Annotated in this window: 27 protein-coding genes; 14 read left to right on the top strand and 13 right to left on the bottom strand. The window is 65.4% G+C overall.

Annotated features, from left to right (window positions below; translation table 11 throughout):
* The first annotated feature begins 191 nt into the window (after positions 1 to 191).
* Positions 192 to 608, top strand: a complete 417-nt coding sequence (locus ACE10Z_RS27285; RefSeq protein ID WP_375783523.1) for an EF-hand domain-containing protein — start codon at positions 192 to 194, stop codon at positions 606 to 608.
* Between the two features lie 4 nt (positions 609 to 612).
* On the opposite strand, the gene ACE10Z_RS27280 is transcribed toward ACE10Z_RS27285, so the two are convergent.
* Positions 613 to 1,959: an ATP-binding protein gene (locus ACE10Z_RS27280; RefSeq protein ID WP_375783522.1), complete on the bottom strand. Its 1,347-nt coding sequence runs from the start codon at positions 1,957 to 1,959 to the stop codon at positions 613 to 615.
* Entirely contained in the window at positions 1,956 to 2,678 is a 723-nt protein-coding gene (locus ACE10Z_RS27275) for a response regulator (protein ID WP_375783521.1), read from the bottom strand. The genes ACE10Z_RS27280 and ACE10Z_RS27275 overlap by 4 nt, the downstream gene beginning before the upstream one ends.
* Before the next feature lie 288 nt (positions 2,679 to 2,966).
* On the opposite strand from ACE10Z_RS27275, the gene bamA reads away from it, so the two are divergent.
* Complete coding sequence (gene bamA / locus ACE10Z_RS27270) at positions 2,967 to 5,504, top strand: outer membrane protein assembly factor BamA (RefSeq protein ID WP_375783520.1); 2,538 nt, start codon at positions 2,967 to 2,969, stop codon at positions 5,502 to 5,504.
* A 48-nt stretch (positions 5,505 to 5,552) separates the two neighbouring features.
* Here the strand turns inward: bamA and ACE10Z_RS27265 are convergent, their stop codons facing one another.
* A complete protein-coding gene (locus ACE10Z_RS27265) occupies positions 5,553 to 6,119 on the bottom strand; it encodes an AAA family ATPase (protein ID WP_375783519.1) in 567 nt (188 codons plus the stop codon).
* 211 nt (positions 6,120 to 6,330) lie between these two features.
* On the opposite strand from ACE10Z_RS27265, the gene ACE10Z_RS27260 reads away from it, so the two are divergent.
* The 3 genes from ACE10Z_RS27260 (at position 6,331) to ACE10Z_RS27250 (ending at position 9,356) form a co-directional block, all read left to right on the top strand.
* Positions 6,331 to 7,497 carry a substrate-binding protein gene (locus ACE10Z_RS27260; RefSeq protein WP_375783518.1) on the top strand — a complete coding sequence of 389 codons (1,167 nt, stop codon included), beginning with the start codon at positions 6,331 to 6,333 and terminating at the stop codon, positions 7,495 to 7,497.
* Between the two features lie 138 nt (positions 7,498 to 7,635).
* Positions 7,636 to 8,853, top strand: a complete 1,218-nt coding sequence (locus ACE10Z_RS27255) for an MFS transporter (protein WP_375783517.1) — start codon at positions 7,636 to 7,638, stop codon at positions 8,851 to 8,853.
* Between the two features lie 170 nt (positions 8,854 to 9,023).
* Entirely contained in the window at positions 9,024 to 9,356 is a 333-nt protein-coding gene (locus ACE10Z_RS27250) for a hypothetical protein (RefSeq protein ID WP_375783516.1), read from the top strand.
* 26 nt (positions 9,357 to 9,382) lie between these two features.
* Here ACE10Z_RS27250 and ACE10Z_RS27245 read toward each other — a convergent pair whose 3' ends face one another.
* A complete protein-coding gene (locus ACE10Z_RS27245) occupies positions 9,383 to 10,033 on the bottom strand; it encodes a glutaminyl-peptide cyclotransferase (protein WP_375783515.1) in 651 nt (216 codons plus the stop codon).
* Between the two features lie 88 nt (positions 10,034 to 10,121).
* The gene (locus tag ACE10Z_RS27240; protein ID WP_375783514.1) at positions 10,122 to 11,342 is read right to left on the bottom strand and encodes a helix-turn-helix domain-containing protein; all 1,221 of its coding nucleotides are present in this window, start codon (positions 11,340 to 11,342) and stop codon (positions 10,122 to 10,124) included.
* Positions 11,343 to 11,494: 152 nt separating this feature from the next.
* Here ACE10Z_RS27240 and ACE10Z_RS27235 point away from each other — a divergent pair, with 152 nt between their 5' ends.
* Entirely contained in the window at positions 11,495 to 11,683 is a 189-nt protein-coding gene (locus ACE10Z_RS27235) for a hypothetical protein (RefSeq protein ID WP_375789931.1), read from the top strand.
* A 5-nt stretch (positions 11,684 to 11,688) separates the two neighbouring features.
* Here the strand turns inward: ACE10Z_RS27235 and ACE10Z_RS27230 are convergent, their stop codons facing one another.
* Entirely contained in the window at positions 11,689 to 12,780 is a 1,092-nt protein-coding gene (locus ACE10Z_RS27230; RefSeq protein WP_375783513.1) for an adenylate/guanylate cyclase domain-containing protein, read from the bottom strand.
* 76 nt (positions 12,781 to 12,856) lie between these two features.
* On the opposite strand from ACE10Z_RS27230, the gene ACE10Z_RS27225 reads away from it, so the two are divergent.
* A complete protein-coding gene (locus tag ACE10Z_RS27225) occupies positions 12,857 to 13,309 on the top strand; it encodes an SRPBCC family protein (protein ID WP_375783512.1) in 453 nt (150 codons plus the stop codon).
* A 32-nt stretch (positions 13,310 to 13,341) separates the two neighbouring features.
* Here ACE10Z_RS27225 and ACE10Z_RS27220 read toward each other — a convergent pair whose 3' ends face one another.
* Positions 13,342 to 13,821 (bottom strand): Dps family protein, encoded by a 480-nt coding sequence (locus ACE10Z_RS27220; RefSeq protein ID WP_375783511.1) that lies wholly within the window; start codon positions 13,819 to 13,821, stop codon positions 13,342 to 13,344.
* Between the two features lie 41 nt (positions 13,822 to 13,862).
* Positions 13,863 to 14,504: an HD domain-containing protein gene (locus ACE10Z_RS27215; protein ID WP_375783510.1), complete on the bottom strand. Its 642-nt coding sequence runs from the start codon at positions 14,502 to 14,504 to the stop codon at positions 13,863 to 13,865.
* A 206-nt stretch (positions 14,505 to 14,710) separates the two neighbouring features.
* Between ACE10Z_RS27215 and ACE10Z_RS27210 the strand changes: the two genes are divergently transcribed.
* The gene (locus ACE10Z_RS27210) at positions 14,711 to 15,676 is read left to right on the top strand and encodes a GlxA family transcriptional regulator (protein ID WP_375783509.1); all 966 of its coding nucleotides are present in this window, start codon (positions 14,711 to 14,713) and stop codon (positions 15,674 to 15,676) included.
* An 83-nt stretch (positions 15,677 to 15,759) separates the two neighbouring features.
* Positions 15,760 to 16,326, top strand: a complete 567-nt coding sequence (locus tag ACE10Z_RS27205; protein WP_375783508.1) for a histidine phosphatase family protein — start codon at positions 15,760 to 15,762, stop codon at positions 16,324 to 16,326.
* Between the two features lie 20 nt (positions 16,327 to 16,346).
* Here ACE10Z_RS27205 and ACE10Z_RS27200 read toward each other — a convergent pair whose 3' ends face one another.
* Positions 16,347 to 16,700, bottom strand: coding sequence for an MmcQ/YjbR family DNA-binding protein (locus ACE10Z_RS27200; RefSeq protein ID WP_375783507.1), 354 nt, complete (start codon positions 16,698 to 16,700; stop codon positions 16,347 to 16,349).
* Between the two features lie 201 nt (positions 16,701 to 16,901).
* Here ACE10Z_RS27200 and ACE10Z_RS27195 point away from each other — a divergent pair, with 201 nt between their 5' ends.
* The 3 genes from ACE10Z_RS27195 (at position 16,902) to ACE10Z_RS27185 (ending at position 19,013) form a co-directional block, all read left to right on the top strand.
* Positions 16,902 to 17,522 carry a PadR family transcriptional regulator gene (locus tag ACE10Z_RS27195; RefSeq protein WP_375789930.1) on the top strand — a complete coding sequence of 207 codons (621 nt, stop codon included), beginning with the start codon at positions 16,902 to 16,904 and terminating at the stop codon, positions 17,520 to 17,522.
* Positions 17,523 to 17,545: 23 nt separating this feature from the next.
* On the top strand, positions 17,546 to 18,196 hold the full coding sequence (locus ACE10Z_RS27190) for an O-methyltransferase (protein WP_375783506.1): 651 nt from the start codon (positions 17,546 to 17,548) through the stop codon (positions 18,194 to 18,196).
* Positions 18,197 to 18,317: 121 nt separating this feature from the next.
* Entirely contained in the window at positions 18,318 to 19,013 is a 696-nt protein-coding gene (locus ACE10Z_RS27185) for a GNAT family N-acetyltransferase (RefSeq protein ID WP_375783505.1), read from the top strand.
* A gap of 45 nt (positions 19,014 to 19,058) precedes the next feature.
* Here ACE10Z_RS27185 and ACE10Z_RS27180 read toward each other — a convergent pair whose 3' ends face one another.
* Both ACE10Z_RS27180 and ACE10Z_RS27175 read right to left on the bottom strand, forming a co-directional pair.
* The gene (locus tag ACE10Z_RS27180) at positions 19,059 to 20,972 is read right to left on the bottom strand and encodes a hypothetical protein (RefSeq protein ID WP_375783504.1); all 1,914 of its coding nucleotides are present in this window, start codon (positions 20,970 to 20,972) and stop codon (positions 19,059 to 19,061) included.
* 215 nt (positions 20,973 to 21,187) lie between these two features.
* A complete protein-coding gene (locus tag ACE10Z_RS27175; protein ID WP_375783503.1) occupies positions 21,188 to 22,513 on the bottom strand; it encodes a TROVE domain-containing protein in 1,326 nt (441 codons plus the stop codon).
* Positions 22,514 to 23,828: 1,315 nt separating this feature from the next.
* On the opposite strand from ACE10Z_RS27175, the gene ACE10Z_RS27170 reads away from it, so the two are divergent.
* Positions 23,829 to 24,179: a Lin0512 family protein gene (locus tag ACE10Z_RS27170; protein WP_375783502.1), complete on the top strand. Its 351-nt coding sequence runs from the start codon at positions 23,829 to 23,831 to the stop codon at positions 24,177 to 24,179.
* A 31-nt stretch (positions 24,180 to 24,210) separates the two neighbouring features.
* On the opposite strand, the gene ACE10Z_RS27165 is transcribed toward ACE10Z_RS27170, so the two are convergent.
* Positions 24,211 to 25,080 carry an SDR family oxidoreductase gene (locus tag ACE10Z_RS27165; protein WP_375783501.1) on the bottom strand — a complete coding sequence of 290 codons (870 nt, stop codon included), beginning with the start codon at positions 25,078 to 25,080 and terminating at the stop codon, positions 24,211 to 24,213.
* A gap of 78 nt (positions 25,081 to 25,158) precedes the next feature.
* Here ACE10Z_RS27165 and ACE10Z_RS27160 point away from each other — a divergent pair, with 78 nt between their 5' ends.
* Positions 25,159 to 25,863, top strand: a complete 705-nt coding sequence (locus ACE10Z_RS27160) for a glutathione S-transferase family protein (RefSeq protein WP_375783500.1) — start codon at positions 25,159 to 25,161, stop codon at positions 25,861 to 25,863.
* Here the strand turns inward: ACE10Z_RS27160 and ACE10Z_RS27155 are convergent.
* Positions 25,860 to 26,414: a disulfide bond formation protein B gene (locus ACE10Z_RS27155; RefSeq protein WP_375783499.1), complete on the bottom strand. Its 555-nt coding sequence runs from the start codon at positions 26,412 to 26,414 to the stop codon at positions 25,860 to 25,862. The genes ACE10Z_RS27160 and ACE10Z_RS27155 overlap by 4 nt on opposite strands.
* Positions 26,415 to 26,418: the final 4 nt, after the last annotated feature.

The raw sequence follows: 26,418 nt of genomic DNA, 5'->3' as shown, positions 1-26,418 counted from the left end.
ACGTGCGCCGGACCAAATTGTAACGGGCTGTATCCTCAGCGTGTCCTTCCGCACTTTCGCCACGGCGCAACCGGCTACTCCGCTCCGCATTTGGAAGACGCGGAGGAGAGTTCGGCTTGCGCAGGAAGTTGCCATTCGTCTGCGGGATAATCGCGACGACAAGTCTGCTTTGTACGGCGGTGCCGCTTGCCGTGGCGCAACCGGTCTCACCGGATCGAGCACAGCCATCGCCGCGTGCGGGCGGCGATCGTTCGCCGGCGACCGCGGCCGAGATCTGGGACGCCAATCATGATGGCGTCTACACTTGCGACGAATGGAAGGCCTATCTCGGGCGGCTGTTCGATCGCGCCGACCGCAATCACGACGGAAATCTTACCCCGGCGGAGTTCGAGAGCGTTCGTCGCGCCGGGAGTGCGCTCGCCGACGCGGATTTCGGCTATTTCGACGAGAACCAGGACGGCAAGATTACCCGCCGCGAGTTCGTCGAGAAGCCGAACGAGTTCATCTTGCAGAACGACAAGAACGGCGACTGCCGCGTCACGCCAGAGGAACTCAAGGGGGCGCCGACCGAGCAGAAACAGCCTGGCGGCAGGGGCAAGCGATCCTGAGGGTCTAGCCCGACACGAGCGCGCGAACTGCGGGGCGAGCCGCGCTTGCCATGCTTCGATCTGATCCAAGATGCACAGCGCCCGGCAATCTGATCCGGACAAGCAGGCCGTGCGGTGCGTTGTCGTGCAAGGACAACTCGCCGCCATGGCCGCACACCATGGCCTGAGCGATCGATAGGCCGAGCCCGAAGCCGCTTTTCTCGTCCATGGTGCGGGCTTCGTCGCCGCGGACGAAAGGCTTCAACATCTCGGCCCGGCGGTGCTCCGGAATCCCCGGGCCGTCGTCCGCTACGTCGATGGTTGCGTGATCGGCGGAAGCCGTCAGCCGGATATCGACCTCGCTGCCGAACCGCAGGGCATTTTCGACCAGGTTCGTCACGGTCCGGCTGATATCGCTGGGGCGGATCAACAGCGAGGCCCTGAGCGGGCCGTGGTAGCGCACGACATGGCCGCAATCGGAGAACTGCTCGCAGATCGTCTGCAGCAGGGCGGCTACGTTCACAAGGGTCGGCTTCGCCGCGCTGCCGCCGCTCAGGAATGACAGCACCGATTCCAGCATGGCCTGCATCTGGTCGAGGTCGTGCAGGGTTTCTGCGCGCTGGGCATCGTTCTCGATGTATTCGGATCTGAGCCGCAGCCGGGTGATCGGCGTTCGCAAATCGTGACTGATGGCGGCGAGCATCCGCGTGCGGTCATTCATCAGCGTGGTGATGCGTTCGCGCATCCGATTGAGCGCGACCGCGGCGGCACGGATTTCCTCCGGGCCGGTCTCGGCAAGCGGCGCGGCCGCCTGGCTGACGCTGAAATTCTCGGCGGCGCGGGCAAAGGCGGAGAGCGGAGCACTGAGCGCCCGGCCGGCCCAGACGCCGAGCAGCGTGACGCTCACGAACAGGAACAGGAATGTGCTCAGCCAGAAGGCGCCGAAGAACGGCGGGATCTTCGCCGGGCCGATTGTCGCTTCGAACAGGGCTCCATCCGGCAATCGAACCACCGCCGGCGCGGTCTTCGTGGAAAACTCCAGATCGACATCATCAACGCCTGATGCTCCGGACGAAGCATCGTCAGACACGGCTGGACCTGCGTCGCGCAATGCGAAATGCAGCCGGGGAAACGCCCGGTCGGCAGCCTGCAACAGCGTTGCGCGCTCGGCCGCAGGGGTCTCGGCCAAAAGCTTCGCGACCAGCTGGAACTGATGGATCGGCCTGTCCGCGAACGATTTCGGTTTCTGGCTGGTGAAATAAAGCCCGATCAGCGCGTGGATCAGCACCAGCGACAGCAAGATCAGCGCGCCGATCTGGCCGCTGATCCGCCGGAAGCTGAAGAGCGCGGCGATCCTATAGGTCCAGCTCATGCATCCTCCACATGCGGCGTGAAGATGTAGCCGCCGGTGCGCACCGTCCTGATCACCGACGGTCCTTCGCCGGTATCGAGCTTGCGGCGAAGCCGGCTGACGAGCACGTCGATGCTGCGCCCGAACGGGCTCGCCGGACGGCTGCGCGTCATGGTCAGGAGGCCGTCCCGCGTCAGGATCCGACCGGGCCGCTCGCAGAAGGCCTGCAGTAGGTCGAACTCTGCGCTGGTCAGCGGGACCTGGGCGCCGTCGGGATCGCGCAGTTCGCGCAGGCGAAGATCGATGGTCCAATCCTGGAAGCGCAGCCGCGCGGCGCTCTGGCCGGAGCGTCCGGCAAGACCGGCCTGGGTCTGGCGGCGCAGCACCGCGTTGATCCGCGCCAGCAGCTCGCGCGGATTGAAAGGTTTGGCGAGATAGTCGTCCGCCCCCATCTCGAGCCCGAGGATCCGGTCGAGGTCCTCGCCCTTCGCCGTGAGCATGATGATGGGAATCGTCGAGTCGCTGCGAAGGCGCCGGCACAGCGTTAGTCCATCCTCTCCCGGCAGCATCAGGTCGAGGACGACGAGATCGAGCGAGTGTCCGGCAAGGTAACGATCCATTTCCTTGCCGTTCGAGGCGGTGGCCACCAGGCACGATTGGTCGCGCAGGTAGCGGGCAATCAAGTCTCTGGTCGGCAGATCGTCCTCGACGACCAGGATCTTCGGGGTATGTGCGAGCATGGTTTGCGACTGGGCCTCGTCATCAGGTCATTTCGCGCGCATTGCAGCGCGCTGGCTTAGCCACCAATCGACCAGCATGCGCATCGCTTGTGGGCGGCATTGCGCCTTTTCGTCAGCATAGTGTTTCTGAACTGTAAGCGGCGCGCGCGGCCGGAAACAAACCGGGACGGTGGCTGCGTCGTACAGCGCTTACAGTCCCCAATCACTGGAAATAATTCCGCAATCCGGCAGCCACACCGCAGCCATCACCATCCCGCCACAACGGGCGACTGGTTCGCGAGGTGTGGAATGAAGATGTGGCGGAGCTTTGTCGCGGCGCTTGTGCTGACGGGATTTTCGATCCCGGCGACGTCGGTGAACCGGCCAGTGACTTGGCCGGTGACTTGGCTGTTGCTGGCGCCGGCGGCGGCCCAATCGGTCGATGCGATCGCGATCGAAGGCAACCGGCGGGTCGAGGCGGAGACCATCCGCTCCTATTTCCGGCCGGGGCCGGGCGGTCATCTCGATCAGGCTGCGATCGATGACGGGCTCAAGGAGCTGGTCGGGACCGGGTTGTTCCAGGACGTCAAGATCAATCAGGTCGGCGGACGGGTCGTCGTCTCGGTCGTCGAGAACCCGGTGATCGACCGTGTCGCGTTCGAGGGCAACAAGAAGGTCAAGGACGAGCAGCTCTCGGCCGAGGTGCAGTCCAAGTCGCGAGGCACGCTGTCGCGGCCGATGGTGCAGTCGGATGCGCTGCGGATCGCCGAGATCTACCGTCACTCCGGCCGCTACGACGTGCGCGTCACGCCCGAGATCATCGAACGCTCGAACAACCGCGTCGACCTCGTCTTTACCGTCGACGAGGGCGCGAAGACGGGCGTCAAGACCATCGAGTTCATGGGAAACAACAGCTTCACGGCCGCGCGCCTGAAGGACGTGATCAAGACCCATGAGACGAACTTCCTGAGCTTTCTCGGCAGCGCCAACATCTATGACCCCGACCGCGTCGAGGCCGACCGCGATCTGATCCGCCGCTTCTACCTGAAGCATGGCTATGCGGACGTGCAGGTGGTGGCCGCGCTCGCCGAATATGACCGCGAGAGCAAGGGTTTTCAGGTCACCTTCAAGATCGATGAGGGGCAGCAGTACCGCGTTGCGACGGTAAGTTTCCGCTCGAGCATTTCGGGCTTCGATCCCAGCATCCTGCGCTCGCTTTCGCGGGTCAGCGAAGGCTCGCTCTACAATGTCGAGGCGATCGAGAAGTCGGTCGAGGACATGCAGATCGAAGCGTCGCGCCGCGGCTACGCGTTCGCGGTGGTCCGCCCGGACGGCGAGCGGAATTTCGAGGCCCACACCGTGGGAATCATGTTCCGCGTGGAGGAGGGGCCGCGCACCTATATCGAGCGGATCGACATTCGCGGCAACGGCCGCACGCGCGATTACGTGATCCGGCGCGAGTTCGATCTCTCCGAGGGCGATGCGTATAATCGCGCGCTGGTCGATCGTGTCGAGCGGCGGCTGAAGAATCTGGACTACTTCAAGACGGTCAAGATCACCACCGAGCCCGGCTCATCGAGCGATCGCGTGGTCCTGATCGTCGATCTGGAGGAGAAGTCGACCGGCGACTTCTCGGTCTCGGGCGGTTACTCCACGACCGACGGCGCGCTCGCCGAGGTCAGCGTCTCCGAACGCAACCTGCTCGGCCGCGGCCTGTTCGCGAAGGCGACGGTCAGCTACGGCCAGTATTCGCGCGGCCTGTCGCTCTCCTTTGTCGAGCCGTATCTGCTCGACTACCGCGTCGCGCTCGGGCTCGATGCGTACTACAAGGAGCAACTGCCGACCGACTACACGACCTATGGCGTGAAGACGATCGGGTTCGCGCCGCGGCTGGGTCTCGCTTTGCGCGAGGACCTGACGCTCCAGCTGCGCTATTCGCTCTATCAGCAAGAAATCTCGCTCGATAGCGCCTACAACAACTGCAACAACAATGCCGCCAACACATCGCTCGCGTTCAATCCGACGCCGGCTTACATCAAGGATGTGCTCGGCGGCGTCGATCCGACGAACTCGGTCTCGTCAGGGCTCTATGGATATGGTTGTTACGGCGACGGCGAATCCACCTTGCCGGTGCGCAAGGAGCTGGCTGCGGGAGCGACCTGGACCTCGCAGATCGGCTATACGCTCACCTACAACACGCTCGACAACACCAAGAACCCGACCGACGGCCTGCTGATCGACTTCAAGCAGGATTTTGCTGGCGTCGGTGGCGACGTGACGTATCTCAAGAGTGCGGTCGATGCGAAATACTACACGTCGCTGGTCTCCGACCTCATCGGCCTGATCCATCTGCAGGGCGGCGTGCTCACCAAGGTCGGCGACAACGATCTGCGCATGCTGGATCATTTCCAGATGGGGCCGAACCTCGTGCGCGGCTTTGCCACCAACGGCATCGGGCCGCGTGACATCACTTACGCGAGTCTCGGGGCGGTCGGCGATGCGCTGGGCGGCACCAAGTACTGGGGGGCCTCGTTCGAGCTGCAGATGCCGTTCTGGTTCCTGCCTTCGGAGGTTGGGCTGAAGGGCGCGGTCTATGCCGATGCCGGCTCGCTCTGGGGGTACGAAGGGCCGACGTCGTGGACCGTGACCGGCGAGGTGAATACGCCGGCGTGCCCGACCTGCGGCTTGCAGTACGACGACAACAACGTGGTGCGAACCTCGGTGGGCGTCGGTCTGATCTGGGCATCGCCGTTCGGCCCGCTGCGCTTCGACTACGCCGTGCCGATCACCAAGGGCAAATACGACATCGTGCAGGAGTTCAGGTTCGGCGGCGGGACGTCGTTCTGAGTTGGCAAGTGTACCACTTGCCGACAAGGCCGCGGGGTGAGGGTCTGATCAGTCTATCGATGCCACACCGCCGCCAAGCGTTGCCAGCACGAAATCGGCGCGCTCTCGCGGTGGTGTCTTCGGCAGGCTGATGACGTCGTAGCCGAGCATGGGAAGCGTCTGCATCAGCCGCTGGTACTCTGCCGTCGCCGCCTCGAAGTCGTGCCGTCGCTCAGCGTCGTTGACATACATCTCCGGCCACGGCGGCGTCACGAACACGCGCGCGTGGTAGCGATGGTCGGAGCAGATCGGGCGCAGCACCGGCTCGCCCGTTAGAGCCTCCAGCGCCGACGCGGCGTCGACGAGGCCGCGATCGAAGAACACCCAACCGGAATGGGCCATCGCCATCGCCATATCCTTCAGCGCGACGTCAAGAGCGCGGCGCAGGAAGGCCACCGGATCGATCCAGGGCAGGGCGCAACCACCGGATGCAAGTTCATCGGCGATGATGCGGCGGCCGGGCTCTTCGACGACCGGATAGCCGCGTCCACGCAGTTCCGCCAGCAGGGTCGATTTTCCGCCGCCGGAGCAGCCGGAGATCAGGACGAAGCGATTTTGCAAGACGTGTCCTTTCATCAATTATGACAAGGCATAAACCAGCACCCCGCGGACGCGGGTTGCCAGATGGTCTGAAGTTTTGGGGAAGGTGGCGCGGGGATGTCGCGACGCGCGAGGTGAGCATAGTCTCGAATGTGACACAGGCGGGGTGCGCTTGACGAATTCTTCAGCGCCGCGCGGTTAGTGTCGATCAGGCATGGTTGCATCCTGCTCGAAGGGGAAGACGCACATGGCATCACGCTCGATCACCTGCATTACGCTCACGCTGCTGCTCTGCGGCGCGGCGCTTCAGCCGTTGCGCGCAGCGGAATCCCGCGGACCCATTCGTATCGGTGCGGTGCTGCCGTTCTCCGGTGGCGTCGAGCTCTACGGTCAGCAGGCGAGGCTCGGTCTCGATCTCGCCGCTGGGGATATCAACGCGGCGGGCGGCATTCTCGGCAGGCCGGTCGAGGTGATCTATGCCGATGACAAGACGCGGCCACAAGCGGCCGCGGAGGCGATGCGCTCCCTGGTCGAGAAGGACGGCGTATTGGCCGTGGTCGGCCCGATCACCTCGCAAAACCTGAATGCGCTGGTGCCGCTTGCCGAGAGCTCGAGGACGCCGCTGCTCTACGCCACCAATTACGAGGGCGGCAAATGCAGCCGCTATCTGTTTTCGTTCGGCGCGGTGCCGAACCAGGAGCTCGGCCAGCTGCTGCCCTACATGACGAAAACCTTCGGCAACACGTATTTCCTGCTCGGCGCCGACCGCGTCTGGCCGCATCAGATGTTCGGCATCGCGCAGCCCTTGATCGAGCAGCTCGGCGGCAAGGTGGTCGGGACGAAGTACACGCTGGGGACCGAGACGGACTTCTCACCGCTGATCAAGGAGGTCGCGGCGAGCAGGGCCAAGGTGTTGCTGTTCGCGCTGAAGGGCGACGGGATGGACTTCATCCGGCAGGCCGACGAGGCCGGGTTGCTGAAGGAGATCACCGTCGCTTTCCTTGGATTGTCCGAGGTCGACCTCGGGATCTTTCACGGCAAGGGCCAGAACATGGTGACGGTCGTGCCGGCGGTCGCGGCGAGCGAGGACCCGGCCGTGAAGGCGTTCGTCGCCAAGGCGCGCGCCGCAGCGAACCCGGGCGTCGCAGTGTCGAACTATGTGATGACGCACTACAACACCCTGATCGCGCTCAAGGCGGCGGCCGAGAAGGCCGGCAAGCTCGACAAGGAGGCCATCATCGACGCGATGGCTGGCCTCACCATTGCGTCGCCGACTGGCCCGGTGACGCTCGGCCAGGATCATCACGCAGCGATGAACATGTTCATCGCCAGGACGCAAGGTACCGAACTGGTGCAGGTCCGGCCGCTTGGCGAGATCGCGCCGCAGCCCGGATGCAGTCTGGCGGGTCGCTGACTGTGGGCCGGGTATCGCAATAGTGGTCCTTGGAGGTCACCACGGTCGCAAAAATGTGAGCCAGGGCGGTCGTCCGCTGTCGGTTCCACCCAGGTCCGTTCGTCTTTCAGCCAGGACGCACTGCATGGGAGTTCTGGAATGACCAATTCGACCTATCGCTGGGTGATCGTCGCGGCCGGCGGCCTGCTCGGCTGCGTCGCGATCGGCGGCATGTTCTCGCTGCCGGTGTTCCTGCAGCCGATGGCGCGGGAGACCGGTTGGTCGGTGACCGGTATCTCCAGCGCGATGACGATCGGCTTCCTCGCGATGGCCTTCACAAGCATGATTTGGGGCACGCTGTCCGACCGCTTCGGACCGCTCCCGGTGGTGCTGACCGGATCGGTCGTGCTGGCGGCAAGCCTTGCGCTGGCAAGCCGGGCACCGTCGCTGCTGGCATTTCAGTTTCTGTTCGGCGCGCTGGTCGGCGCGGCCACTGCGGCGATCTTCGCCCCGATGATGGCCTGCGTCACCGGCTGGTTCGATACCCATCGCAGTTTCGCCGTCTCGCTGGTGTCAGCCGGCATGGGCATGGCGCCGATGACGATGTCGCCGCTCGCGGCCTGGCTGATCTCCCACCACGACTGGCGGACGTCGATGCTGATCATCTCAGGCGTGGTCGGCGCGATCATGATCCCGGTCTCGCTCCTGGTGCGTCGCCCGCCGGCGCTGAAAGGCGGCCGCGCCGAAGCGGCCGGCACGAACGGTGAGCCGCCGATGTCGCCGGCGCAGGCGCTGCGCTCGCCGCAATTCATCATCCTGATCGCGACCAATTTCTTCTGCTGCGCCACGCACTCGGGACCGATCATCCACACGGTGAGCTATGCGGTCACCTGCGGCATTCCGATGGTCGCGGCGGTGACGATCTACAGCGTGGAAGGGCTCGCCGGCATGGGCGGCCGCATCGCCTTCGGCCTGCTCGGCGACCGTTTCGGTGCCAAGCGCGTGCTGGTGCTGGGGCTGCTGGCGCAGGCGTTCGGCGCGCTCGGCTATGTCTTCGTGCGCGAGCTTGCCGCATTCTATGCAGTCGCGGCGATGTTCGGCTTCATCTATGCCGGCACCATGCCGCTGTATTCCGTGCTGATCCGCGAGAACTTTCCGTTGCGGATGCTGGGCACCGTGATCGGCGGCACCGCGATGGCCGGCAGCCTCGGCATGGCGACCGGCCCCTTGGCCGGCGGCCTGATCTACGACACCTTTGCGAGCTATACGTGGCTCTATGTCGGCTCCTGGGCCGTCGGCCTCGGCGCATTCCTGATCATGATGACGTTCCGCCCGATGCCGGCGGCGCGGTCCACCGCGGTGCCTGCGCCGGCGTGAGGTTTGCCCTACGTCATGCCGCGCGCCGCGAGGACAGACGTCTTGTTCTTGCCGGGCGGCGGGCAAAACTGCAATGTAGCGGCATCATTGGATCGGCCGGGTGTACACGTACCCGAATGCCGTTACAGTGACCGTCATCATGGCACCGACGATTTCCGTGAGAACCCTCAATGTACCATGATCTCAAATGGTCCTCGGCCGAAAAGAAGATCGCGCGCAAGGCCTATGATTCAGCGGTGGAGTGCGCACTCGCCAAGGTGATGGTCGAATTCAAGAGCAGAGCCGTCGCAGCCGCGACGCCGTCGGAGATGTGGGAAGTTGGCGACTATCTGCACCGGAAAAGGAGGGAGCTTGATGAGATGTTCGACTATCGATACTCGCAGCTCCTGCTTGTCTTCGCGCAGTTCATTCGAGAGCAGTATCTCGACGAAGCGCTGCTCGCCGGTTTGTCGGACGAGAAGCGCCAGATCATCCGCTCCTTTCTTTCCCTAGCCGAAAGGTGATCGCAGAGTTCCTTGAATAGGTACTGTCATCCGGAGCGCGTACTGCGCTTCGGGCGCCGGATGGCGCGTACCTTGTTGTTGGTCGAGCCGCTGCCGCAGAAGAACCGGTCCTTGCCGTCGGACTCCAGCCCGGAGACGAACACGCCCTGCGGCATCTCGAGCCGCTCCATCACCTCGCCGCTCTGCGGATCGATGCGCCGGACGTCGCTCTGATCCTCCTCCCAGGTGCCGTGCCAGAGTTCGCCATCGACCCAGGAGACGCCGGTGACGAACCGGTTGCTTTCGATGGTGCGCAAAACCTTGCCGGTTTCCGGATCGACCTGAACGATGGTGCGGTCGCGATACTGGCCGACCCACAGCGAGCCTTCGGCCCAGGCGAGGCCGGAGTCGCGGCCGCCGCCGGGCGAGGGGATCGTCGACACCACGCGTCCGCTGTTCGGCTCGATCTTGAGGATGCGGTCTTCGGCGATCTGATAGAGGTGCTTGCCGTCGAACGCGGTACCGGCATGGGCCGCGATATCAAGGGTGCGGGTGGTGTTGCCGCTGTCGGGATCGAAGGCGACCAACCGGCCGCCGGCCGCGAACCAGACCTGCTCGCCGTCGAAGCTGACGCCGCCCACGCTCTCGACGCCGTCGAACGCATATTCCCGAATGATCTCGGCCTCGGACTTCTTCATGCGGCGCTCCTGGTTGTTGTTTTGACGCGTTTTCTTGACGCGAACCGGTATCCACTTCGCTCGAAAACGCGCTGATTGCTCCCTGATGCTAGCCGTTCGGCAGCGGGGCAGGGAGTAACAACGTCGTCGTGAATCCCGGCACTGGGGGCGTCATCCAGCGCCTGGCGCGGGCGCGGCCGACCGATTGCACCTTGCCCGTGGCGGCCAGGGCGTCGAGCGCGCGCTGCACGGTGCGCTGGCTCGCCCCCAGTGCCACCGACAGCGCCGAGCTCGACCAGGCCTCGCCGTCGGCGAGAAAGGCCAGCACCGCCGCATGCTCCTCCTCGACCGGCAGCGCCAGCACGGTGACCTCGCGGCGGCCATGCGGCTCCAGCACGAAGCCGTCGGGCGTCGCGCTGAGATCGGCGAGCGGTTGCAAGGCCCGGCGCAGCCGTCCGATCTCGACCCGCAGCCGCGCACGGTGCGATTCATCGGCGTGCTTGCCGCGAAACGCGCGTGCGATCAGCGTGCCGCGCGATACGTCCTGCGGCCACGCTTCGCCGAGCGCACGGGCGAGCGCGAACAGCACCGGCCGCCGCGTCAGCGAGACCGTGGTACTGATATCGCGCACGACGTAGCGGCAGGCATCGATGACGAGCGCCTTCGATGCCATCAGGGCCTCGACCTCCTCGAGCAGCAGCGGCCGCTCCTGGCCGCGCGCGATCAGGCGCGCCGCCGGTGTGGCGAGCAGGTTCGCGGTGCTCTCCACTTCGGCCGCAAGCTCGGCGATCCCGGCGCGGCGCGCGGCATCCCTTGCCCGTGCCAGCGCCTCGCGTGCCGGCTTCGTGCGCAGCCGCCGCATCGCGATCCCGGCGACGACCAGTTCATGTCCGACCCGCAGCGCCGGCGGGAAGGGCGCCGGGTCGAGGTCATCAAGCATGCGCTCGGCCGCATCGAGGCTCCCGATCAAGAGCAGCCGGCGGATTTCGAGATAGCCGGCATGGGCAGCGTTGAGCGCGTCGCCACGCGCCGCGAGTGTCGCGCGCGCCGCGGCGAGGCTTTTTCTCGGAAACGAAAGGTCGCGCGACACCAGCGCGATCTCGGCCTCGGCCACCACGCAGCGGGACCGCGCGATGGCTTCACGCGGACCGAAGGCGCGGCCCGCGCGCCGCAACAGCTCCTTGGCGCGGGTGAAATCGCCGAGCCGGGCCATCGCGATGCCGCGCAGCGCCAGCGCCGGCGCATCGTCGCGCAGGGCCACCCGTTTCAATGCGCCGAGGGGATCACCCGCCGCGAGCGCGCGCGCCGCAGCGGTAATCAGCGAGTCCATTCGAATCCCGACACACTTGTCACTCTCGCCCTCCGAGGCCCGGTCCTAACCTAGCACATGACGAGATGGATCATCTCCAGAGAGATCGAATGATGACCGGAATCGAGACTCATGAGGATTGGTTGAAAGGCCGCATCAGTGGCCGCGGTGCCATGGTCGCGCGCTGGCTGTCGCTGGCGGCGGCGCCGACCTTCGCCGTGATGGCGCTGGTTGCCGCGATGGCGCCGGCCGACATGATCTGCGGCGCCGTGCAGGGGCCGCTCTCGTTGCAGGGGATGGTCCCGATGTACGCGCTGATGAGCGCATTTCATCTGGCGCCGTGGCTGCGCCTGTTCCGATGACCGGCTCATCCCTCCGGCAGGGTGAAGACCGCGCAGGGCCGTGCGATGCCGCGCAGCTCATGGGTGCCGAGCGTAACCAACGGCATCTCGGTCTCGGCGGCGAGCGCGCCCGAGACCAGCACGGTCTGCTCCAGCGGCTTGCACAGGCCTTCCAGCCGGCTGACCAGATTGACCGCGGCGCCGATCGCGGTGAAGTCGAGGCGGTCGGCGGCGCCGATATTGCCCCAATGCACCTCGCCGAGATGCAGCGCCACGCCGAACGGCAGCGGCGGCAGGCCCTGCTTGCGCCGTTCGGTATCGAGATGCGCCATGCCGACGCGGGCCGCCGACACCGCGCGCAATGCCGCCTCGCATGCGCTGCGCGCGCTGGTCGTGACCGGAAAGATCGCGAGCAGCCCGTCGCCGATGAATTTCAACACCTCGCCGCCGAAGGCGTGGATCGCGCCGGCGATGCGGTCGAACCAAGCATCGAGTGCGGCGATCACCTCGGCCGGCGGATGGCTTTCGGACAGCGCGGTGAAGCCGCGCAGGTCGGCAAACAGCAGCGCCGCCCGGATGGTTTCGCCGGTGTTGCGCCGCAACGGCGATGCCAGCACGCGCGCCGCGCTGCGCCGGCCGAGATAGGCCTCCAGCGCCGCCGTCAATGTCGCGCGCGCCGCGAGTGCGGCGAGCGGTGCGGCCGTGAAGCGCGCCGCCTCGCGCAATTGATCCGCCTCGGCCGGCGTGAAGGCGCGTGTCCCGACCCAGCCGAGGGTCGGGCCATCCGGCCGCGTTCCGATCGTGTCCTCGTGGATGGGGCCGGGCGCGAGGCCATTGAGCCAGCGCCGGCCGGCATCGCCGGATCCGACCATATCGGGCATCGCAAAGGGTTGTTCCGGCGCGAACCCGAGCGCCTCGATCACCTCGCCATTGCCGGCGCGCCACAGCCAGGTGCGCCTTGCGATCAGCGGGTGCGGAACTTCGAGCGTCAGCGCGCCGCCGGCAAGCGGCAGGCCATCCGTGATAAGATGGTGACCCAGATCCGCCAGCAACCGGTTGGCGCCCGCGGTCTCGGCGGCGGCGTCGACCAGCCAGCTCAGCGTCGAGGACAATTGCATCACCCATCATGGGGTTGACGCACCGCCCTTGTCACGAATTATCCCTGAAGACCCACCGTCAATGGAGGAAGGATCGATGACTGAAGCCTTCTTGGTTCAACGCGAGATCCAGATCGCAGCGCCGCCCGCGACCGTGTTCGCCTTCCTGACCGATCCGCAGAAGATCGTGAGCTGGATGGGGCTCGAGGCCGAGACCGAGCTGCATCCCGGCGGGCTCTATCTGCTCAAGGGCCTCGGCGAGGACCGCAACCGCGCCGCGCGCGGCGCGTTCCGCGAGGTCGTGCCGGTGCACCGTCTCGCTTACAGCTTCGGCTGGGAGGGCGGTGCGGAGGTGCCGCCGGGATCGAGCCTGATCGAGATCGACCTGATCGGCAAGGACAGCGGCACGCTGCTGCGGATGACCCATAGCGGCCTGCCGAACGCGGAGCAGTGCGCGAGCCATAGCAAGGGTTGGACGCACTACCTTGCCAGGCTCGCGCTCGCGGCAGCGGGGCGAGCTCCAGGCCCCGACCGCGGTCCGCACACCTGAACCGGCACGCTGGTGCGGTTCAGTCGGTTCGTTCACTTGACGTCGAGCGTCGCGCGCAGCATCCAGGCGTGCTTCTCGTGCGCGGTGGTGCGCACGTTGAGCATGTCCATCGTCGCCTGATCTCCGGCGGACTCGGCGACGGCGAAGGCATCGCGGATCGTCCTCACGGCCGTCTCGTTGTCGTGGAGCAGTTCGGCCACCATCGCCTCCGAGTCGAGACTGGCATAGCCGTCCTTGATCGCCGTGAGCTTGGCGAACGCGGAATAGGTCTGCGGCACCAGTTCGCCGAGGGCGCGGATGCGCTCGGCGATCTCATCCAGCGCCTGCCATTCCTCGCGGTACTGCCCTTCGAACAGCGTGTGCAGGGCCTGGAACGTCGGACCCGTGACGTTCCAGTGGTAGCCATGCGTCTTCAGATACAGCGCATAGGTGTCGGCGAGAACCGTCGAGAGCGCCGCCGCGATGTTGGTCCGCTCGGCCTCGGCGAAGCCGGTGTTGACGGCGATGGTCATGGTCTTCTCCCCTGCGGTTCGGATCGAAATTCGGCGCGCGGTCATGTCGGCCATTTCGAGCCGAGGATAATCGAGCAGAAGTTCACCCTCGTGTAGTTCATGTCCTTCAGCGCCAGCACGTCGGCCTTGACGTTGCCGAAGGTGGTCAGCGGCTTCTTGATGGTGCCGGCAGCGAAATGATCGATGATGTTTTCCTTGAAATTCGCCTCGCGCGGATGGTGCGTGCAGACATGGTCGCGGTGCTCGTACGAGAAATCGTCGTAGGCGATGCCGAGCACGTCCATCTCGACGCCGGCGGTGACGAGCGCGATGGTCGGACGCATATGCTCGGGGATGCCGGGCGTCGTGTGCAGCGCGATCGAGGCCCAGACGTCCTCGATGTCGCGTTCGGCGATGCCGTAGCCCTTGAGGAAGTCGCGTGCGGCGTTGGCGCCGTCGACCTCGAAGCGCAGATCGGGGCTCGCATGCTTGGCGGTGAGGCCCATGTCGTGGAACATGGCGCCGATATAGAGCAGCTCGGGATCGAAGTTCAGCTTGCGGCGATTGCCGGTCAGCGCGCCCCAGAAGAACACCCGGCGGCTGTGGTTGTAGAGCAGGTCGTCCTCGGTATCGCGCACCAGCTGGGTGGCGGCACGCGCCATGGCGCTGTCGGGTACACGGATGCCGGCGATGATCTCGGTCATTTCAAGACGCTCCTCGATATGGCAAGACGATGCCGTGGCGTGCGAACACGCGCGGCGCCGGCGTCGTCTCTGCGGTGGGTTCGGATCGCCTGGTGGCGTGATCCGTGGTCTGCTTGTCGCCCGTTTCGGCTTGATCCCGCAACGCGCGTGCGCCGCCGGATCGGGCCAACGAGACATCGTTTCGCGCCAGCGGGCAGGGAGAGGGTATGGCGGTTCAGAAGGTGGCCATCGCGATTCACGAAGGGGTTCAGGCGCTCGATGTCGCCGGTCCCGTCGATGTGTTCGCGGAGACGAACGGTTTTGTCGCTGATGGCGACGGCTATGAGACGGTGCTGGTCGGCGCCAGCCGCGAACCGCTGCGCGCCTCGAACGGCATGAAGATATCGGCCGACCTCAGCTTCGATGAGGCAGAAGAGAAATTCGACATCCTGCTCGTCGCCGGCGGACCGGCCTTGCCCGATGCCGAGCCGGATCCGGCGCTGACGCAGTGGCTGCGCGGAGCGCCGGCGCGCGCCGAGCTCTACGGTTCGATCTGCACCGGTGCCTTCGCGCTCGGCCATGCCGGGCTGCTCGACGGGCACAAGGTGACGACGCATTGGCAGAATGCGCAGCTTCTGGCGGCGTGCTTTCCGGCTGCCGAGGTGATCTTCGACCGGATCTATATTCGTGACGGCAGGCTGATGACCTCCGCCGGCGTCACCGCGGGCATCGATCTCGGGCTCGCGCTGGTCGCCGAGCGTCATGGACCGCAGGTCGCGGTCGCGGTGGCCAAGCGGTTGGTCGTGGTGGCGCAACGCCAGGGCGGCCAGTCGCAGTTCAGCCCCTACCTCACCGCGCCGGTCGACGAGGATTCGCCGATCGCGCGTGCGCAGGCGCATGTCATGCAGCGTGTCGGCGAGCGCCACACGCTGCAATCGCTGGCCGAGGCCGTCGGCATGAGCGTGCGCAATTTCGGCCGCGCTTTCGCGCAGGAGACCGGCATCACACCGCATGAATTCGTTGAACGCGCCCGGGTCGACGCCGCGCGCCGGCTGCTCGAGGGCTCGGATCGCCCGCTGAAGGCGGTTGCGTTCGATTGCGGCTTCGGCTCGGCCGACCGCATGCGCATCGTGTTCACCGAGCGGCTCAGCGTGTCGCCAGCGCAGTACCGGTCGAGCTTTCGCAAATTGTGACTCTGTTCATGAAGGGGAGCATGCCGCCAGCGTAGGATCGAAATTGCCTTTGCCAGCAACACATCTCCGCCCGAGAGGACGCCATGGACGCACTCACGCTCTTCATCATCCGTCATGCCGAAAAGCCTGATGATGGCTGGCCGGGGCCCGGCTTCACCGCGGACGGTGTGTCCGACACCGAGTCGCTTGTCCTCCGCGGCTGGCAGCGCGCCGGCGCATGGACCGCGTTGTTTGGCACCGACCTCGCCAAGGGCGACTATGCCAAGCCTGACGCGATCTATGCCGCGACGCCCGGCACCACGCCCAACCGGGGCCCGAGCAGCCGTCCCGCTGAGACGATCTCGGCGCTGGCGGCGCGTCTTGGCGCGACGCCCAACGAAGGTTTTGGCAAAGGTGATGAGCCGGCGCTGATCAAGGCGCTGCTGGCGCTGAACGGCGTCGTGCTGCTGTGCTGGGAGCACAAGGCGATCATCGCCGACGTCGTTCCGTTGATACCAGTCAGCAGGGGCAAGCCGCCCACCAAATGGGATGCCAGACGGTTCGACGTCGTACTGCGCTTCCATCGCGCCAAGGGCGATGACAAGTTCGCCTTCAAGGAGCTGTTTCCAAAATTGCTGTCGGGCGATTCCGACAAGCCGTTGGGCGGCTGAACCGCGTAGCGGCTCGGCCGTCAATCGAGCCCGAGCGCCTTGCGCGATTTCCGCGTCAACTTCGCAGCGATCAGCGCATGCGCCTGATCGAGATAGGCCTTGAGCTCGGCGTCGGGCAGGGCGTCGTTGCCGACCAACTGCACCCATTTGGCGCGTGCGAGATACGGCGCCGGTCGTGCCAGGCCCTGCTCGATCAGAAGCTGATAGGCCATGTTCGAGGTCTTGAACATGAAGCCGCCGGTGCTCGCGATGAAGCCGCCGGCCAGCGCGAACATCTTGCCGCCGACCTTGAACACCGACGTGCCTTCCCATTGCACCACCTTGGTGGCGGCCGGCAGGCGCAGGCAGTGAGCTTCGAAGGTTTTTGGGCGCATGAGTCGGAGGGGCTGGCGGGGTGTCAAAGCCATAGGCCAGCCGCGCGAAGGTCCACAAGCCCGGAGTGAGCCGTTGATCCCGGCCTGGTTTCCCTCGCTGCTTCGTCCCTTGGACCTCACGAAAACGTGGGTTGTTGCTGTTCTATCTGTAGATATATCGTAAGATATGTTTTCAGTAAGGAAAGAGCAATGAGACGATCGATGTTTGGCGGCCGGGACGATGATGGATTCCGGTTTGGGTTTTTCGCCATGGGCCGGCACGGCAGGGGCGGCCATCGCTTTGGCCGTGGCGGCCATGGCTTCTTCGGACGGGGTGGCGGCGGCGACTTTCCGGGATCGCGGCGGCTCTCGTCGCAGGACTTGCAACTCGTCATCCTCGCGCTGCTCGGCGAGCAGCCGGCGCACGGCTATGAGCTGATCAAGAAGATCGAGGAGCGGTCGGACGGCTTCTACACCCCGAGCCCGGGCGTGATCTATCCGGCGCTGACCTTCCTCGAGGAGATCGGCCACGCCAGCGTCACCCAGGACGCGGCGCGCAAGCTCTACAACATCACCGAGCAGGGCAAGGCGCATCTCGCCGAGAACCGCGCCACCGCGGACACCATTCTCGAGGCGTTGTCGCGGATCGGCCGCCGCATGGACGAGGTACGCGAGGCCTTCGCCGGCGTCAGCGATCTGGATGGCGGAGCGTCCGACGACGTGTACCGCGCCCGCCACGCCCTGAAGAGTGCGCTGCGCCAGAAGCGCGGTTGCGACGCCGCCGAGGCTCGCCGCATCGCCAAAATCCTCGACCGCGCCGCCGCTGAAATCCTGCAGCAATGACGCAGTCGCAAAGGAGACCCTTCATGTACAACGCTGAACCGCACAGCGCGATCGCCGATACCCGCGTGGCTGCCGTCATCGCGCGCCTGCAGGCCACGCGCCGCAGGCCGGCCGACGGCGGACCGCGCGGCAATCCGACGATGAGCCGCGATCCGCACGACTATGCCGAGCAGGGATTCTCGATTCATCCCGAGCAAGGCGAATTGATCTACCTGCTGTGCCGCGGCCTGCGCGCCAAACGCGTCGCGGAGTTCGCGACCTCGGTCGGCATGTCGACGCTGTATTTCGCGGCCGCGATGCGCGACAATGGCGGCGGCACCGTGATCGGCTCGGAGATCGTGCCGGCCAAGGTCGCAATTGCAAAGCGCAATCTCGCCGAGGCCGGCCTTGCCGACTACGCCGAGATCCGCGAGGGCGATGCGCGCCAAACGCTGCGCGATCTCGGCGGCTCCGTGGACTTCATCCTCATCGACGGCTGGCCCGGCGACGTGGGACCGACGCTGGCGCGCCAGGTGATCGAGATCGTCGCCCCGCAGCTTCGCGTCGGTGGCTATGTCATGAACGACAATGCCGAGGCGGATTTTCTGGAGTTCGTGCGCGATGCCAAGAATGGCTTCGTGTCGATCACGCTGCCGCTCAAGGGCGGCACCGAGCTCTGCCTGAAGGTGGCATAAGGATCGGTTCGGGACGGCGAAATCCTGCTGGCGTGATTGTGAGCCGCAACGACATCACGCCACGCTGGATTTTGTCGGCGCTTCTTGCTCTGCTCGAGGAAAATCAGGAGCGAAGCGCCGCATGTCCGAAGTCCCGCCCGTCCATCCGCTTGATCGCCCAATCTGGAGCGCGCTGACCACAAGGCAACGCGACCTGGCGGAAGGCGGCGCCGAGGCACGGCGCTTTCCGGTCGCGATCGCACCCTTCGCCGACATGGCCGACATGTCGCCCAACAGTTTTGCCGCGCTGGGTGCGCTGCTGTCGGGACCGGAGATCGCGGTGCTGTTCACGCCCGATCCTGTCCCGGTGCCGCCGGAGTTCAAGGTGCTGCTGGCCGAGACCGGCGAGCAGATGATCGGCACACCGGCGGAGTTTTCTCTGCCCGGCGTCAAGATCGTCACGCTCGGCGCGGCCGACGTTCCCGCCATGATGGCGTTGACGGAAATGACAAAACCCGGACCGTTCAGCGCGCGGACGCATGAGCTCGGCACCTTCCTAGGTATTCGCGTTGGCGGCGAGCTGGTTGCGATGACCGGGGAACGGATGAAGCCAGGGGACTATACCGAGATGACCGCGGTCTGCGTGCATCCGGACCATCGCGGCCGCGGCTATGCGCAGGCGCTGCTGTCGGCGGTCGGCCGCCAGATCGTGACGCGGGGCGAACGTCCGTTCCTGCACGTCTTCACCGGCAACGTCTCGGCGATCGCGCTCTACCGCCGCCAGGGCATGGAGATCCGCCGCCGTCTGCACATCACGGTGCTGCAGAAGCAGGGGTAGAGCAAAGTCCGGGAATGACGCCCTGGATGGCGGCGTTGCGCTGGCTCAGGCCAGCCTGTTGCCGGCAAGATGCACCGTCCGTTTGTCGCAGCTGGGATCGATCGCGACGGCATTGGTCGCGATCCGGCCGCGGGCGGCGACGTTGTTGCTGATCTCGACGTTCCTGGCGCGGCCGACGAAGATCGCGCTGCCGGGCTTGACGTGGAAGAAGTCGCCGGCCCCGAACGCGCCGCCGCGCAGAAATGTCTGGCCGATCACATTGCCGGCGATCCTGACGCCGTCGGCATTGCTGACGAAGATCGCGTAGATGTAGGAATCGTCGATGTGATTGCCTTCGATGATGACGCGCCGGTTCTGGAAATTGTCCTGAAATCCCTTGGCGCCTTCCGGCGGCACCATGCCGACATAGATCGCGCCGAGCGTGCCGCTGCCGCTGGTCAGCTCATTGGCGCCGTTGACGCAGTGGCTGAAGCGGTTGTTGCGAAACACGAGGTTCTCGGCAAATCCGGACTCCGACCAGAAGCCGATGTCGCTCCCCGCCTGCAGCGCGACCCCGGTCGAGAACGTGAACTGGCAGTTCTCGACGATGGCGCTCGGCGCCTTCATCAGCACGCGGCCGCAAGCGTGGAAATTGCAACGCAGCACGGTGGCGCCGGACCCGATATGCGTCAGCGAGGTGATGGCATCGCCGGTCTTGAGCGCCAGGTCCTGCTGCAACACCACGTCGTAGATCAGGTCCGGCTGGGTGGTCGGGCTCCGGTTCTTCCAAAGCTGGGCGATCTTGGCCTTCAGCTCGGGCGCGTGGCGCTTGGTCAATTGCGCGATCTTGCCGCGCCCGAGCGAGCGAAACGTTGCGTGATCGCAGCTCTCGACATCGTCGCCGGCCACGAGGCCGACGTCCCATTTCGGGCTGAGCAGAAACCGCCGCGGCGCGGTCTTCGCCACGACATAGTAGTAGAAGCCGTGGACGTTGACGGCATCGTCGGAGGTGTTGGCGAAACTGCAGTTCTCCATGGTCGGACCGCGCGCGACCGCGGTGAAGTGCGAACCGTCGGAATTGGTCGAGATCAGGCGGTCGGTCATCGCGCCCTTCGGCCGGGGTCCCGGAACGATCGAGACTTTTTGCAGCATCATCGAGCCTTCGCCGCCATTCTCGATGATGCCCATGCCCGGTGAGGCCAGCAGCTTCAGGTCGATCAGGCTGGTGGCGACGCTGGAGTCCACGGCGATGGCGTGCGCGCCGCTGTTTGCGATGGTGACGATGTCACCGACCGTGATCGGTAGCTGGCTCGGGAAACGATCGTTCGCGCTCCATCGCAGATGCACCTTGATCTGGCCGTCGCTGAGGCGCGTGGCATGGGCTGGTGAGAGGAAACCCCTGGCGCCGGTCTTCAGCGCCCGGTTGCGGCGGTCCATCACCTTGAAGAAGCCGTCCGTGAAGGCGGCCAGCAGTGCGGCATCATCGGGATAGCCGGGATCGACCTTCACCGTGATGTCGACCGCTTGCTTGTCGAATGCGGTGATCGTTCCCTGGGTGAAGGGCAGCGGATCGTAGTCGATGGTGAGATCGCGGATGGTGAGGCGGTTGCAGCCGGAGATCACGAAGGTCCCGCTACGTGCCGTGTTGATCAGCTGTGCGCCGTTGCCGTTGAGCTCGAAGCCGTGCAATTGCCGGAACGCGAGCGGCCGCTTGATCCGGTAGCTGGCGTTCTTCTCCAGATTGAGGACGATGTGAACCGGCCCCGCCTTGCTCGCATCAGCCGCTGCCTTGGCGATGGCGGCCAGCGCCGTGGCAAAGGCCGCGTCGGCGTCGCCGCCGGAGGTGGCTGTGAAGGTGGCCATGTCGAACGTGGCCGCGCCCGCAACGGTCGTCGGTTCGGCACGGCTTTCGCTGCCGAGCAGCGGGGTCGCTGCGGCAAACGAGGCAAGCATGAGCGCTCGCCGGCGGCTGATCGGCATGGGCACACGACTCCCTCTGGAACCGCGGTTGATTGCGCACATTGTCTGCCGGCCGAGATGAACCGCAGCGAAATGAACGGGGAGTTGGCGTGAGGGCTCTCGACCTCGTGATGAAGATCGCTGACGGACGATCACAGATATGTTGGTTGCCGCTCGTGAAAAGACCCGGGCGCGCTGTGGTCCGCGCGTCCGGGTCCGTTGTTGTGTGACGCCGGTCAGTGCGTCGTCGCTTCCGACGCCGCGATCCAGGCGATCACGGCCTCCGAGAAGCCGTCGACCCGCGTCCACGCGCCGTGTCCGACGCCGTGCTGGTAGGACGCCACGTTGACCATGTATCCGCGTCCCTTGGGCGCGGGCACCTGGTCGTGGCTCTGCTCGTCGGTGAAGACGATCAGGCGATCGCCCTTGCGGTCGATCTCCGTCACCGCCTTGCCGAGATACGTCCCGCCATGCGGCTGCGAGCCGATGATCGCATCGCGCAGCGCGAAACCGCGGCGTGGCGGCAGCTTCACGACCTCATTGCTGAACGTGAAGATCTCCACCTGGTCGCAGACCTCGCGAGCGAGGATCGCAAGCCCGCAGGCCGCTTCCGCCCGCGTCATCTCTGACTGGGCCGAGAGCGGAGTGAACATCGATCCCGACACGTCGATCAGGAGCCGCGTGCGGCCGTCCAGCCGCGCGTAGTCCTTGACCGACTTCAGCATCGCGGCCTCGAGCTCGGGCTCGAAGTCCGGCGCATAACGCGCCGCCGTGATGAAGCGGTAGGGCAGGATACGATCCGTCCGCATCGCCTCAATCGCGTCCGCAATGGTCCGGCGCGGCACCTCCGCCTTCTGCATCAGGCGCAGGTTGCGCAGCAGCGCCAGCCCGCCGAGCCTGTTCTCGGCGATCAACCGCTCGAAGGTCGCACGCTTGTCCTTGCCGGACGAGAGCGAAACCTCCCAGGTGTCGGGCGAGGCCAACTCGCCGTCGACGAGCTGCTTCCACACCTTCTCCTGTGCGGCGTCCTTCGGCTTGGCATGAACCAGGAACAGCACGTCCTTGATCCGCACCGCGCCGTCGCGATCGTACTTCGCGAGCTGGTAGGCGTCGAACCTGGTGAGCGCCCGCGCCAGCCCCTTCTTGATCTGCGCCGAGACCGGCTGACGCTTGCGCTGCTGCTGCGGGCCGAGCGCATCGGCCCAGTAGATCGCAAGCAGCTCGGTCATCTCGTCCGGCCGCTGGATCACTTGCGCCAGCGTATCGGCGACGAGGCCACGGTGGGTCGCGTGCCGCGCCATCTCGCGGACCACGAGCAGCGGCGCATGCCGCAGCTTCATGGTCTCGCGGGCGGCGATGGCAAGCTCCGCCACGCGCGCCGGCTCGACCTTCGGCACCAGCGCCTTGATGCGATCGGCGATCGCAACCCCGTCCTCGTAGAACTGGTTCTCCCACAGGAGGCAGTTCAGTAGCGCGCGCCGCAGCTCCATCTCGGGCGTGAAGCGCTTGCCGCGCGCCCCCTCACGGGTGAAGGCGCGCATGATCTTGTTGATCGTGGCCATGATGGCCTCCTTTCTGGGTGAGTATGGATTGGAACGTGGTGCCGGGGAACAAGCGAGACTGTACTGCCCTTGCGGGCTTCGCATGCTCTATCCACTGAGCTACGGACTTTCGTCCGGAGGGATTCGAACCCTCGACACTGCGATCACGAAGTAACAGCACTCTTCACCACCGGCCGTCGGAACGATTTCGTAACAAACGCGAAGCGTTTGCGGAGACCATGCCAACGATCGAAGACCACGACCCGGGAACGGGCGATTGCTGAGACCCCGGCAAGCCAAAGCCGGCCGGGTAGCGCTCTATCCGCTGAGCTACCGGTGCACATGACACCGGGCGGGATTCGAACCCGCGACCTCTCGTGTTTGAACGATGTAACAGCGATCTTCACCACGGGGCGTGGAGAGGGTTGGCGGGGAACAAGCGATGCTGTTGCTGCCCTTGCGGGCGAACCGCCTTTCGGCGTGCGGGCCTCGAACCCGCTCGGCGCCGGAGCGCCTTACCACGAAGTAACAGACATCTTCACCACCGCCAGACCGGCGCCATGCGCCGGCCATTGATGGGCACGCTGGGGAACAAACGATATCGGTGTTTTTGTGGTGGTGTCTGCGTCCAAAGGACCGGCGTTCCACCGTGCGACGTATCCGGTATCTTCACCACCAGCGTCGGTCGAGCCGCAGCGATGCGGCAAACCGATTTGAAAATTTCGTCGCGGCGCTGTCGACGCGCCGCCGTTTGCGAACTCCTTGGAGTTCACTCTGCCATCGGTGTCCGGCTCATCGCCTTGTTCCCTCCAGCAGGCCCCGCGCGCTTGGGCACGCGCGTTGCCGCGCGAGCCCCGGGATCCGGGTCTCCCGTTCCGGCTTGCGCCGGGCAGTTCAGATGAGCCGCGCTTCGGACAACAAAAAACCCTCCGGAGCGGCTGGCTCGGGAGGGTCCGTTTAAGGCGGACTATCGACCTCGCATTATGCGAGATCGCTCCCTTGAGCCGGGCACACGCTATCGACCGGCCGGAGGCCGTTCGACAGTCTGCGGAATTTTTCAAATCCGTATTGCATCATCGTGCTCATGTTCGATCGCGAGCGACAGCGCTCGCGAAGGTTGCGGGACATACGCCTCGTCATGGTCGATGTCAACAAGGGAAATGATCGCGCCGAGAGAACTTCAGCGCTGCTTGCGTGCCTTCGTCTTGTTCGCCGGCGCGCTGCCTCGCGCGGCGATCACAACAGCGCAAGCGAGGCGAGGGGCCCGGCTTGACGGCGCGAGCGCCGGGGGCGAAGGAGTGGAGGTCTCTCACGCCAACGACAACAGGAAAGCTTCATGACACGCGTGCGCTGTATCACCGAAATGGGCATGGGCATGGGCGTCGACGTCCACGGCCGCGATGCCACCAAGGCCGCCAAGCGGGCGGTCTCGGATGCGATCCGCCATTCGAGCCTCGGCTTCTTCCGCATGCTCGGCAAGACCGCCAACGACATGTTCGTCGACGTCACGATCGCCGTGCCGAATCCCGAAGCGGTCGATACCGACGCCGTCGCCAGGGAACTGCCTTATGGCACCAAGACGGTGAAGGCGATCGCGGGTGGGCTCGAGATTCCGTCCGATGTGGGCAACGACCCGATCCTGATCGCGAACGCCGCCGTCATCGTCAGCTTCGACGACGGCAAGTAATCGAAGAAGCGGCAGGCGGAATAGGCCTGCGCTATTCGTCGCCCTTAAAGTAGTCGGGCTTGCCAGTCGTCCAGGTCTCGCCCCAATGCTGGCCGCCGCCGTCGACGGTCAGGGTCTCGCCGGTGATGAACTTGCCGGAGGGCGCGGCGAGATAGGCGGCGGCCTCCGCGATGTCCCAGGGCGTGCCCGGACGCATCATCGGGTTGGAGCGTGGATAGGCGGCGCGCGCCGCCTCGCTGTAGACGTTCCAGCCCTCGGTCTCGATTGCGCCCGGAGCGATGCAATTGATGCGGATGTTCAGCGGCGCCCATTCGACCGCGAGCGCGCGCGACAGACCGATCACGCCGGAGCGCGCGGCGATCGTGTGCGCGATGCCGTAGAGGCCGTGCGTCGTGACCACGACGATATTGACGATGCTGCCGGGATGTTTGCGGTCGCGCCAGCGCTGCGCCGCGGCCTGCATCATGTACCAGGTGCCGTTGAGGTTGGTGTTGATGACCGCGTTCCAGCCCTTGATCGAGAAATCGATCGCGGCTTGCGGGAATTGGCCGCCGGCGCTGTTGACGAGATGGTCGATACGGCCATGCGCGGTCCACAGCGCGTCGAACATCGCGCCAACCGCGTCGGAATCCTTGATATCGACGACATGCGCAGACGCCTTGAGGCCGCGATGGCCGAGATGATCGACGAGCGTATTGAGCTTATCGGCATTGCGTCCCGCGATCACGACATGCGCGCCGAGCCGGGCGAACAGCCACGCGATGGCGCGGCCGATGCCGCCGGCGCCGCCGGATACGACAGCCACCTGACCGGCCAACGCGTCGGCCGCAAACACCGTCGGATGTGTCGCGAGTTCGTCGTCGGAAGGGCCGAGCGTTGCGTCTGTCTCTTGATCGTTCATGGCCGGTTGCAGACCTTGCGGCTTTTACTGAGCTCCGTACATTAGCCACCCAACAACAACCGTGCAAAGAATGTCGACATGACCGATCTGTCAGCCTTTCCCGTCACAAAGCGCTGGCCCGCCCAGCACCCGGACCGCCTGCAGCTCTATTCGCTGCCGACGCCGAACGGCGTGAAGGTCTCGATCATGCTCGAGGAGATCGGGCTGCCTTATGAGGTCCATCTCGTCGATTTCAACATTGACGACCAGAAGACGGCGGAGTTCCTGTCGCTGAACCCGAACGGCAAGATCCCGGCAATCCTCGATCCCAACGGTCCCGGCGGCAAACCGCTGCCGCTGTTCGAGTCCGGCGCCATCCTGCAATATCTCGCCGAGAAGACCGGCAAGCTGTTGCCGGCGGATGCCGCGCGCCGCTACCAGGCGATCCAGTGGGTGCATTTCCAGATCGGCGGCATCGGGCCGATGTTCGGCCAGGTCGGCTTCTTCCACAAATTCGCCGGCAAGGATTATGAGGACAAGCGGCCGTTGCAGCGCTATGTCGCCGAGTCCGCGCGCCTGCTCGGCGTGATGGAGACGCATCTGGCCGGGCGGCAGTGGTTCATGGACGACGAATACAGCATCGCCGACATCTCGATGATCGGCTGGGTGCGCAATCTGGTCGGCTTCTACGGCGCGCGCGAGCTCGTCGAATTCGACCGGTTCACGCACGTCGCGGCCTGGCTGGAGCGCGGTCTCAAACGGCCGGCAGTGGAGCGCGGGTTGATTATTCCGAAGCGGCCCTAGCTTGTCTGCTTCAGCAGCTCGTAGACGGTCGGATTGTCGGCGCAGGCACTGAGGCCGCATTCGAGCAGGGTGGAAAGCACGTTCAGCGCCGTCAGCCCGACCACCAGCCACACGCTACCTTGTGCAAATTTGCCGGGCGAGGCGCCCGGCGCCACGCGGTGGTCGAACTGGCGGTCGAACAGCAGCATGGTGGCGAGCAGGGCGATCGCCGCGATGAATCCGATCAGCGCCCACGTATAATAATGGTAGCCGAGCAGCGCTGACCCGTAGCCGGCGTCGCCGGGGAGGATATGCAGCAGGACCTGCCGGGTCGAGACCGAGGCGCCCAGGACAGCCGTCAACAGCGACAGGGCATAATGGCTCGGCCGCGGTCCGAAGCGGATGTTCAGGATCGGTCCGATCGCCAGCAGGGCGAAAAGGATGCGCTGCAGCAAACACAGCGGGCAGGGCAGCTCGTGCAGCAGGAGTTGGGCCGCAAAAGCTGCGGCCAGCAACAGCGCGAGGCCATAGAGCGCGAGGGCATTGAGGGTCACGGCCTGCGTGTCGGTCATGGCT

The organism is Bradyrhizobium sp. Pha-3, from assembly GCF_042258615.1.
Lineage (GTDB): Bacteria > Pseudomonadota > Alphaproteobacteria > Rhizobiales > Xanthobacteraceae > Bradyrhizobium.
The sequence above is the reverse complement of the archived record's forward strand: the minus strand, read 5'-3'. Positions and strand labels throughout refer to the sequence as shown.